Genomic DNA, 9,170 nt, shown 5'->3' with positions numbered 1-9,170 from the left:
AACCCAATGTCAACGGCATTGGGGCTAGCCCCAGTGCGGCCGCGGGCGGCGGTTCCTAGGGTGGCGGCATGGAGTCCCAGGAGCTGAAGAAGGAACTCGACGCCACGCTCGACGCCCGGCGGGAGCTCGGGCCGGAGTACGAGGACGCGCTGGTGGACTCGTTCGTCGAGAAGGTCGACACGCAGGTCCGCCGCCGCCTCGCGGAGGAACGCCTGTCCGCGGCCCGCGGCGAGGTCCGCGGCACGGCGCGGTCCTCCGAGGACGGCAACTTCGGCGAACGCTTCGGCTTCGCGATCATCACCCTGGTGCTGGCCATCCCGCTCTCCGCGATCGGGGCCGCCCAGGCCCGCCTGAGCGGTCTGGTGGTCGTCTGGCTCGGCATCCTGGGCGTCAACTACGTCCACGCCTCCGGGTTCCCGCGCCGGCGCCGCACCGCGGACCCGCCGGTCTGACCGGTCGGGGTGCGCGGCGGCGCCGCGGAACCGCAGAGCCCCGGAACCGCCGAGCCGCCGCCGAACGCAGAGAATCCCCCCGGACCTGGTCCGGGGGGATTCTCTGCGTTCGGCGCGGGAACCGCCGCACCCCGGTTGCCCGGGGGCGGGACGACGGCGGTCCCCGCGAAGGACACGGGCCGGGTCAGGGCCGTCCGCGCGTCCGTGGCGACCACGCAGTCCGGGAGCCGCTCCGGAGTTGCGTCGACGCCGTTCGTGGTGCCGGCCGGTCCCGGTCTCCCGGGCTTCCCTGCCGACAACCACCACTGTGCCGGAGGCGTGTTAAGCGGGTGCTGCCGCCACGTGACGGGCCCGTACCGTTTGCGCGTCGGCCGCGCGCGGCACCGCAGGGGCTACTTCGCGCTCTTCGCCAGGAACGCCAGCAGGTCCTGACGGCTCACCACACCGGTCGGCTTGCCCTCGACCAGCACGATCGCCGCGTCCGCCTCGCCGAGCACCGCCATCAGCTCGGACACCGGCTCGCCGGAGCCGACCTGCGGCAGCGGCGCGCTCATGTGCTTCTCCAGCGGGTCGCCGAGGGACGCGCGCTGCGCGAACAGCGCCGCCAGCAGCTCCTTCTCGACCACCGAGCCGATGACCTCGGCCGCCATCACGTCGGGGTGACCGGCGCCCGGCTTGACGATCGGCATCTGCGAGACGCCGTACTCGCGCAGCACCTCGATGGCCTCGCCGACGGTCTCCTCGGGGTGCATGTGGACGAGGGACGGGATGCCGCCCGCCTTGTCCGCGAGCACGTCACGGATGCGGGCCGACGGGCCGGCATCCTCCAGGAAGCCGTGTCCGGCCATCCACTCGTCGTTGAAGATCTTGCTGATGTAGCCGCGCCCGCTGTCCGGGAGCAGGACGACGACCACGTCGTCCGGGCCGAGGCCCTCGGCCGCCTTCAGCGCGGCGACGACCGCCATGCCGCAGGAGCCGCCGACGAGCAGGCCCTCCTCCTTCGCGAGGCGGCGGGTCATCTGGAAGGAGTCCTTGTCGGACACCGCGATGATCTCGTCCGTCACGTCGGGGTCGTAGGCCGTCGGCCAGAAGTCCTCGCCGACGCCCTCGACGAGGTACGGGCGCCCCGAACCGCCGGAGTACACCGAGCCCTCGGGGTCGGCGCCGATGATCTTCACGCGGCCGTCGGACTTCTCCTTGAGGTACCGGCCGGTACCGGAGATCGTGCCGCCCGTGCCGACGCCGGCCACGAAGTGGGTGATCTTCCCGGCCGTCTGCTCCCACAGCTCGGGACCGGTGGTCTCGTAGTGCGAGCGGGAGTTGTTCGGGTTGCTGTACTGGTCGGGCTTCCAGGCGCCGGGCGTCTCGCGTACCAGGCGGTCGGACACGTTGTAGTACGAGTCCGGGTGCTCGGGGTCGACGGCGGTCGGGCAGACCACGACCTCCGCGCCGTAGGCGCGCATGACGTTGATCTTGTCCATCGACACCTTGTCAGGGCAGACGAAGATGCACTTGTAGCCCTTCTGCTGGGCCACGATGGCGAGTCCTACACCCGTGTTGCCGCTCGTGGGCTCCACGATGGTGCCGCCGGGCTTGAGCGCTCCGCTCTCTTCGGCGGCCTCGATCATCCGGACCGCGATGCGGTCCTTCACGGAGCCGCCGGGATTGAAGTACTCGACCTTGGCAAGGACGGTGGCCTGCAGGCCTTCGGTCACACGGTTGAGCTTCACCAGCGGGGTGTTGCCGACGAGGCTGATCATCGAGTCGTGGAATTGCACCATGTTCTCCAAGGAGGGGACTCCACGGGTTCTCCGGGAGGCACGGCCAGACTATGCGGAAAGGGATTGGCCGACCGGCAGTACAGGGCAGGTAGGTCGACAGGACCGTGGGACAGCGCAAGGAACCGGCCGTGAGGGCGAGGAGGTGGCTTGAAGGATGTCCAGAGCGAGGACGGCACGCCGGATCGCGGCGGGCGCGGCGTACGGCGGGGGCGGGCTGGGGCTCGTCGGGGCCGCCGCGGTGGGGCTGGTCGTGGCGGAGATGCAGTTCGCGAAGCGGACGGTCGGCACCGGGCTGGCGGACCCGCCGCGCGCGGACGGGCTGTACGGGAGCGAGTTCGGCGGGCCGGAACTGAGTCCGGGTCCGCTGCGGTTCGGCATGCTGGGCGATTCCACGGCCGCCGGGCTGGGGGTGCGGCGGGCTCGTCAGACCCCGGGCGCCCTGCTGGCCTCGGGGCTGGCGGCGGTGGCCGAGCGGCCGGTGGAGCTGCGCAACGTGGCGCTGTCCGGGGCCATGTCGGACGACCTGGACCGGCAGACGGGGCTGCTGCTGGACGGTGACGGGCCGGCCCCCGACGTGTGCGTGATCATGATCGGCGCCAATGACGTGACCCGCCGGATGCCGCCGACCCAGTCGGTGCGGCTGCTGACCTCGGCCGTACGCAGGCTGCGGCTCGCGGGCTCCGAGGTCGTGGTCGGCACCTGCCCGGACCTCGGCACCATCGAGCCGGTCTACCAGCCGCTGCGGTGGCTGGCCCGCCGGGTCTCGCGCCAGCTGGCCGCCGCCCAGACGATCGGGGTGGTCGCGCTGGGCGCCCGTACCGTCTCGATCGGCGACCTGATGGGGACGGAGTTCGCGGCGAACCCGCGCGAGATGTTCGGCCCGGACTCCTACCACCCCTCCGCGGAGGGGTACGCGACCGCCGCGATGGCCGTCCTGCCGACCCTGTGCGCGGCGCTGGGCGTCTGGCCCGAGTCGGACCGGCTGGACGTCTCGCGGGACGAGGACATGCTCCCGGTGGCCAAGGCCGCGTCGGCGGCCGCGGGGCAGGCGGGCACGGAGGTCACGGGCGCGCGCGGGCCGTGGGCCCTGCTCAAGCACCGGCGCAGGCGGCAGGTGCCGGGCGAGGACCTCACCGCCCCCGCGGACCCCGAGCACGCCGCACCGGCCGGCGCGGGCGGGGCCGCGGGGGCCGGGAAGGCGGGAGGTGCCGGCGGGGAGGCCCCCCAAGGGCCGACCAGAGCGACCGGAGTCACATCCCAAGGGCAGTGATTTCGACGGTACGGGGCGGTAACTTCGCATGCGGTCCCGGTACGACACCACCTCCCTTGGAGCCCCGATGCCCGAAGCCGTCATCGTTTCCACCGCCCGGTCGCCGATCGGGCGCGCCTTCAAGGGATCCCTCAAGGACGTCCGCCCGGACGATCTGACCGCCACGGTCATCCAGGCCGCCCTCGCCAAGGTCCCCGGCCTGGACCCCCGCGAGATCGACGACCTGATGCTGGGCTGCGGCCTGCCGGGCGGCGAGCAGGGCCACAACCTCGGCCGGATCGTCGCGGTGCAGATGGGCATGGACCACCTGCCCGCCACCACGATCACCCGCTACTGCGCCTCCTCGCTCCAGACCTCCCGGATGGCGCTGCACGCCATCAAGGCGGGCGAGGGCGACGTCTTCATCTCCGCGGGCGTCGAGATGGTGTCTCGGACCGTCAAGGGCTCCTCCGACGGCCTGCCGGACACGCACAACCCGCTCTTCGCCGACTCCGAGGCCCGTACGGCCTCGGTCGCCCAGAGCACCGGCTCCGCCTGGCACGACCCGCGCGAGGACGGCCAGACCCCCGACGCGTACATCGCGATGGGGCAGACCGCCGAGAACCTGGCCCGCCTCAAGGGCGTGACCCGCGCCGACATGGACGAGTTCGGCGTGCGCTCGCAGAACCTGGCCGAGGAAGCCATCAAGAACGGCTTCTGGGCCCGCGAGATCACCCCGATCACCACCCCGGACGGCACGGTCGTCTCGCTGGACGACGGCCCGCGCGCCGGGGTCACCCTGGACGCCGTCCAGGGCCTCAAGCCGGTCTTCCGCCCCGACGGCCTGATCACCGCCGGCAACTGCTGCCCGCTGAACGACGGCGCCGCCGCGCTGGTCGTCATGAGCGACACCAAGGCCCGCGAGCTGGGTCTGACCCCGCTGGCCCGGATCGTCTCCACCGGCGTCACCGGCCTCTCCCCCGAGATCATGGGCCTGGGCCCGGTCGAGGCCTCCAAGCAGGCGCTGCAGCGGGCGGGCCTGACCGTCGGCGACATCGACCTGTTCGAGATCAACGAGGCCTTCGCGGCCCAGGTGATCCCCTCCTACCGGGACCTCGAGATCCCGCTGGAGAAGCTGAACGTCAACGGCGGGGCCATCGCCATCGGTCACCCCTTCGGGATGACCGGCGCGCGCATCACGGGCACGCTGATCAACAGCCTGCAGTTCCACGACAAGCAGTTCGGCCTCGAAACCATGTGCGTCGGCGGCGGACAGGGCATGGCCATGGTCATCGAGCGCCTGAGCTGAGCCGAGGCCGGCCGGGCCGATCGGGATCAAGGTCCGATGCCAGGCGCCGTACGGGATCCGCTTGGTCCCGTACGCCGTACTGACGTCGAATCTAATCCTGTCGCGGCCATTCTGTAACCAAATGTCCCCCAGGATGTGACCTTAGTCCTGGGGGATCTTCATTTTCGCAGGTCAGGCCGTATTCCAACGGGGGCGTCGGGACGAAAGGCCTGTCCAATTCATGACGTAATGCACTGCAGGCCATTCCCAGGTCGGGACAAGCTGATGTAGGAAGTCGGGGGATCGAATCAATCAGGAGTTAGTCAGTGAGCGCCATGCCTCTTGCCCTACTGCTGACCACGGCCGCTGCCACGGCCGTGGGCGCTGCTGCGCTGCACGCCGTCCACGGCCTGCGCAAGCAGGTCACCGCCCTGCGCGGTGAGCTCGCCGTGTCGCCGCACCCCCGCGGTGTGACCGTCCCGCACGCCCGCAGCGCCGTGGAGTCCCCCGCAGCCGAGATACGAGCCGCGGTCGCCGAGGCCCTGGCCGAGGAGCGCGAGCGCGAGCTCGCCGAGGCGCGGGCCTTCTGGGCCGCGCAGGAGGCCCGTGACGCCGCCGACGCCCCCTCGCTTCTGGGCGGCCTGTCCGGACTCGGCGAGGACGGCCCGGTCTTCCTGCCCCGGCAGGTGGACTTGGTCGGCCTGGAGCCGATCCTGGGCGAGGAGCTCGATGGGGCCGACGAGTACCCGGCCTACCCCGAGGACTCGGCCGAGCTCGCCGCCGCCCGCCGGCGCCACCCCTCGCACCCCGACTTCGTGCCCGCCCAGGCCTCGCACCCCGGCGCCGACCACGAGCGCACGGTCAACCGCCTGGAGGAGCTCGCGGAGGCCCGTACGGCCCTCGCGGACGTCCGCCCCGGCCCGCTGGGCACCCTCGACGTGTACGTCTTCACGGACGGCACCACGCTCTGCATGACCCCGGGACACCGGGAGACCGCCGAGCGGCTGGCCGAGGCCCTGCGCTCGGGCAGCGCGCCCATCCTGCTGGGCGGCTCGGGCATCTCCGGCGCCTACGCCCTGACCTTCTCCTGCGGCGACGCCGAGGACCCGGACAGCAACGTCTACATCCTCGCGGACCGCGTCATCGCATCGCTCTGACTTCCGCCAGCTCCACCAGTCGAACGGCCTCGTCCAGCACCTCGGACGGGGCCTTCGCGCCGTTCGCGCCCGCCTCGGATCCGGCGGCGCGCAGGGCCTCGGCGAGGTCCGCCCCGGCCACGGCCACCTGGTCCCCGACGACGAAGATCCCGGCGTCCGGCATCTCCCGCGCCGGAGCCGCCCCCGCGGCGTCCCCGCCGCCCTCGGCGGCCGCCTCCAGCCGCTGCGCCCGTACGGAGAGCTCCCGGGCCAGCTCCAGCGCCACCTGGGCGGCACCCTGCTGGAGCCGGCTCTGCGGCGCGGCCCGCAGACGGTCGGCGAAACGTTCCACGACGGTGGTCAGGGGTGAGGTATCGAGCACCCGGCCGACCTTACGCGCCGGTCTTGCACCATTGCCAACGGGCGAACTCTCCGGCACGGTGGCGTGAAGAGAACAGCACGGCGATACCTCCGGAGGCGCCCATGTCCGTAGAGTTCTCCGAGCAGACACACCGCAACATGATCGACAGAATCCCCCTGACCACCGGTCGTGAACTCTCCGACTGGCTCCGCACCGTGGACGACGGCCCCTCCCTCGTCCGGTTCGAGGAGAAGGTCAGCTGGCTGCGCGGGGCGCACGAGCTCTCGTACGGCCAGGCGAAGGCGATCATCCACGAGTACGACCTGCGCAGGGCCGCCCGCAAGTTCGGCTGAGCGAGCCCCTGCCCCGTCCCGTCCCGTCTCCGATCACGCCCGTCCGCACACCCCCGATCCCCTGCCGGCCCCCGACATGCGGGAAGGCCCCGCGAGCGCGTGCTCGCGGGGCCTTCCCCGTACGTCTTTCAGGCGGCGGCCGGTGCCGGTGGGCACCGGCCCGTACTAGTCGCCCTTGAGGATGGAGATCAGGCGCAGCATCTCCATGTAGATCCACACCAGGGTCATGGTGAGGCCGAAGGCCGCCAGCCAGGACTCCTCGCGCGGGGCGCCGTAGGCCACGCCGTCCTCGACCATCTTGAAGTCCATGGCGAGGAAGCAGGCACCCAGGATGATGCCGATGACGCCGAAGAGGATGCCGAGACCGCCGCTGCGGAAGCCCAGGCCGTCGCCGCCACCGAAGACGGAGAACAGCAGGTTGACGACCATCAGGAGCATGAAGCCCATGGCGGCGGCCATCACGAAGCCGACGAAGCGCCGGTTGACGTTGATCCAGCGCATCTTGTAGGCGATCAGCACGCCGGCGAAGACGCACATCGTGCCCATCACGGCCTGGACGACCGTGCCGGGGCCGAGCTGGGCGCTGACGGCCGAGCTGATGACGCCGAGGAAGACGCCCTCGAAGGCCGCGTAGGCCAGGATCAGCGCCGGAACCGGCTTGCTCTTGAAGGACTGGATCATCGCGAAGACGAACGCGATGAGCGCGGCGCCGACGGCGATGCCGTACGACTTGTTGATGTTGGCCGGGTCGACCGGAAGCGCGATCCAGGAGATGGCCGCCGTCAGGATGACCGTGCCGAGCGTCAGAGCCGTACGGCTCACGACGTCGTCGATGGTCATCGCGTTGCCGCGGACCGGCGCCTGCGGCATACCCGTGGCCGGGTCGGTCGCGTAGGGGTTGGTCGCGTACGGGTTGGTGGCGGTCCCGGCCTGGGCCTGGGGCTGCTGCGTGCCGAAGCCCGCGTAAGCACCGTTGTCGCGGCTGAACCCCCGTCGCGAGAAGACCGGGTTACTGCTCCTCATCTCACTCCTCCATGGCCACCGTGCGCGGCCTTGGAGTCAAGAGTAATGCGAACGCAAAGGAATCGCCCTACTGCTGGAGGAGGATCTTTGCCCGGTGGTACGGGGCGGGCCCGCGGGACGGCGGGGTGTCGTGGTGGGGCCTGTGGGACGGCGGGGGTGCCCGTGGCGCCCCCGCCGCCCGCGCGTTCCGGTCTGCGCGGAACGCCGTCGTGCCCGAAGCCGGACTTGAACCGGCACGACCCGAAGGTCAGCGAGGTTTAAGCTCGCCGTGTCTGCATTCCACCATCCGGGCAGGGCGTATCGGCCCCCTGGGAAAAGCCTTGAACGCGGTGCCGAGCCTATCGGGAACGTCTGTGCCCCGACCTGGGCATCTCGTCGATGTTGTCTGATTTTATTGGCGATTGATGGGCCGTCAGGGCGCAGAACACACGGTCGGCCCCCTCCGGGCGTCGATCATGGCCGCCGTGGGATTGACGGGATTTCGATGGCCCGCGCCACCCCGTTCGCCACCCCTGGAGCTCCGGCCGCCCCGGGGCCCCGACTGCGGCCTCCCCCTCCTCCGGCCGGACGCCCGTCATACCAAAGGAGGAGGCGGACACCTCCGCGGTCAGCCTCCAGTGGGCCCGAGAACGGGCACCGCGGCTGATCCGGAGCGGGGTGGGGCGCCGCGAGGATGGGGGAGTCCCGCCGATCGCGGACCGTGAGCCCGGTCCGCAGCCCAAGGAGCCGCTCCCGTGACCACCATGAACTACGCCCCGCACACCACTCAGGCCGTCGCCGCCCGCGCCACCGGCCTCTCCAAGGTGTACGGCCAGGGCGAGACCCAGGTGGTCGCCCTCGACAGCGTCACCGTCGACTTCGCGCAGGGCCAGTTCACCGCGATCATGGGCCCCTCGGGCTCCGGCAAGTCCACGCTGATGCACTGCGTCGCCGGCCTGGACACCTTCTCCGCGGGCTCCGTCCGCATAGGCGAGACCGAGCTCTCCACCCTGAAGGACAAGCAGCTCACGCAGCTGCGCCGGGACAAGATCGGCTTCATCTTCCAGGCCTTCAACCTGCTGCCGACGCTGACGGCCCTGGAGAACATCACGCTCCCCATGGACATCGCGGGCCGCAAGCCCGACAAGCAGTGGCTGGACTCGGTGATCTCCATGGTCGGCCTCTCCGACCGCCTCGGCCACCGCCCCACCCAGCTCTCCGGCGGCCAGCAGCAGCGCGTGGCGGTCGCCCGTGCCCTGGCCTCCCGCCCCGAGATCATCTTCGGCGACGAGCCCACCGGAAACCTGGACTCGCGCTCCGGCGCCGAGGTCCTCGGCTTCCTGCGCAACTCCGTGCGCGAGCTCGGCCAGACCGTCGTCATGGTCACCCACGACCCGGCCGCCGCCTCCTACGCGGACCGCGTCATCTTCCTCGCGGACGGCCGCATCGTCGACGAGATGCTGAGCCCGACCGCCGAGGGCGTGCTCGACCGCATGAAGGCCTTCGACGCCAAGGGCCGCACCAGCTGAGGGACGCCCCCTCCCCGTC

9 protein-coding genes and 1 tRNA gene are annotated in these 9,170 nt (G+C 71.4%); 6 read left to right on the top strand and 4 right to left on the bottom strand.

Annotated features, from left to right (window positions below):
- The first annotated feature begins 68 nt into the window (after positions 1-68).
- Positions 69-452, top strand: coding sequence for a hypothetical protein (locus J7F03_RS39300; RefSeq protein WP_214958005.1), 384 nt, complete (start codon positions 69-71; stop codon positions 450-452).
- A 392-nt stretch (positions 453-844) separates the two neighbouring features.
- Here J7F03_RS39300 and J7F03_RS39295 read toward each other — a convergent pair whose 3' ends face one another.
- A complete protein-coding gene (locus J7F03_RS39295; RefSeq protein ID WP_214958009.1) occupies positions 845-2,230 on the bottom strand; it encodes a cystathionine beta-synthase in 1,386 nt (461 codons plus the stop codon).
- Between the two features lie 157 nt (positions 2,231-2,387).
- Here J7F03_RS39295 and J7F03_RS39290 point away from each other — a divergent pair, with 157 nt between their 5' ends.
- The 3 genes from J7F03_RS39290 to J7F03_RS39280 all read left to right on the top strand — a co-directional run bounded on the left by J7F03_RS39290 (position 2,388) and on the right by J7F03_RS39280 (position 5,927).
- Entirely contained in the window at positions 2,388-3,503 is a 1,116-nt protein-coding gene (locus tag J7F03_RS39290; protein ID WP_214958004.1) for an SGNH/GDSL hydrolase family protein, read from the top strand.
- A 67-nt stretch (positions 3,504-3,570) separates the two neighbouring features.
- Entirely contained in the window at positions 3,571-4,791 is a 1,221-nt protein-coding gene (locus J7F03_RS39285; RefSeq protein ID WP_214958003.1) for an acetyl-CoA C-acetyltransferase, read from the top strand.
- Positions 4,792-5,105: 314 nt separating this feature from the next.
- Positions 5,106-5,927, top strand: coding sequence for a hypothetical protein (locus J7F03_RS39280; RefSeq protein WP_214958008.1), 822 nt, complete (start codon positions 5,106-5,108; stop codon positions 5,925-5,927).
- Here the strand turns inward: J7F03_RS39280 and J7F03_RS39275 are convergent.
- Entirely contained in the window at positions 5,911-6,288 is a 378-nt protein-coding gene (locus J7F03_RS39275) for a hypothetical protein (protein ID WP_214958002.1), read from the bottom strand. The genes J7F03_RS39280 and J7F03_RS39275 overlap by 17 nt on opposite strands.
- Before the next feature lie 101 nt (positions 6,289-6,389).
- On the opposite strand from J7F03_RS39275, the gene J7F03_RS39270 reads away from it, so the two are divergent.
- On the top strand, positions 6,390-6,620 hold the full coding sequence (locus J7F03_RS39270) for a DUF4287 domain-containing protein (RefSeq protein ID WP_214958001.1): 231 nt from the start codon (positions 6,390-6,392) through the stop codon (positions 6,618-6,620).
- A 165-nt stretch (positions 6,621-6,785) separates the two neighbouring features.
- Here the strand turns inward: J7F03_RS39270 and J7F03_RS39265 are convergent, their stop codons facing one another.
- Both J7F03_RS39265 and J7F03_RS39260 read right to left on the bottom strand, forming a co-directional pair.
- The gene (locus J7F03_RS39265; protein ID WP_214958000.1) at positions 6,786-7,643 is read right to left on the bottom strand and encodes a Bax inhibitor-1/YccA family protein; all 858 of its coding nucleotides are present in this window, start codon (positions 7,641-7,643) and stop codon (positions 6,786-6,788) included.
- Between the two features lie 210 nt (positions 7,644-7,853).
- Positions 7,854-7,935: transfer RNA gene (locus J7F03_RS39260), tRNA-Leu, on the bottom strand.
- A gap of 451 nt (positions 7,936-8,386) precedes the next feature.
- Here J7F03_RS39260 and J7F03_RS39255 point away from each other — a divergent pair.
- Positions 8,387-9,151 (top strand): ABC transporter ATP-binding protein, encoded by a 765-nt coding sequence (locus J7F03_RS39255; RefSeq protein ID WP_214958007.1) that lies wholly within the window; start codon positions 8,387-8,389, stop codon positions 9,149-9,151.
- Positions 9,152-9,170 lie beyond the last annotated feature (19 nt).

It is taken from the genome of Streptomyces sp. ISL-43, from assembly GCF_018614195.1.
In the GTDB taxonomy this organism is placed as follows: domain Bacteria; phylum Actinomycetota; class Actinomycetes; order Streptomycetales; family Streptomycetaceae; genus Streptomyces.
Note: the sequence above shows the minus strand (reverse complement) of the source record. Positions and strands in the feature narration are given on the sequence as shown.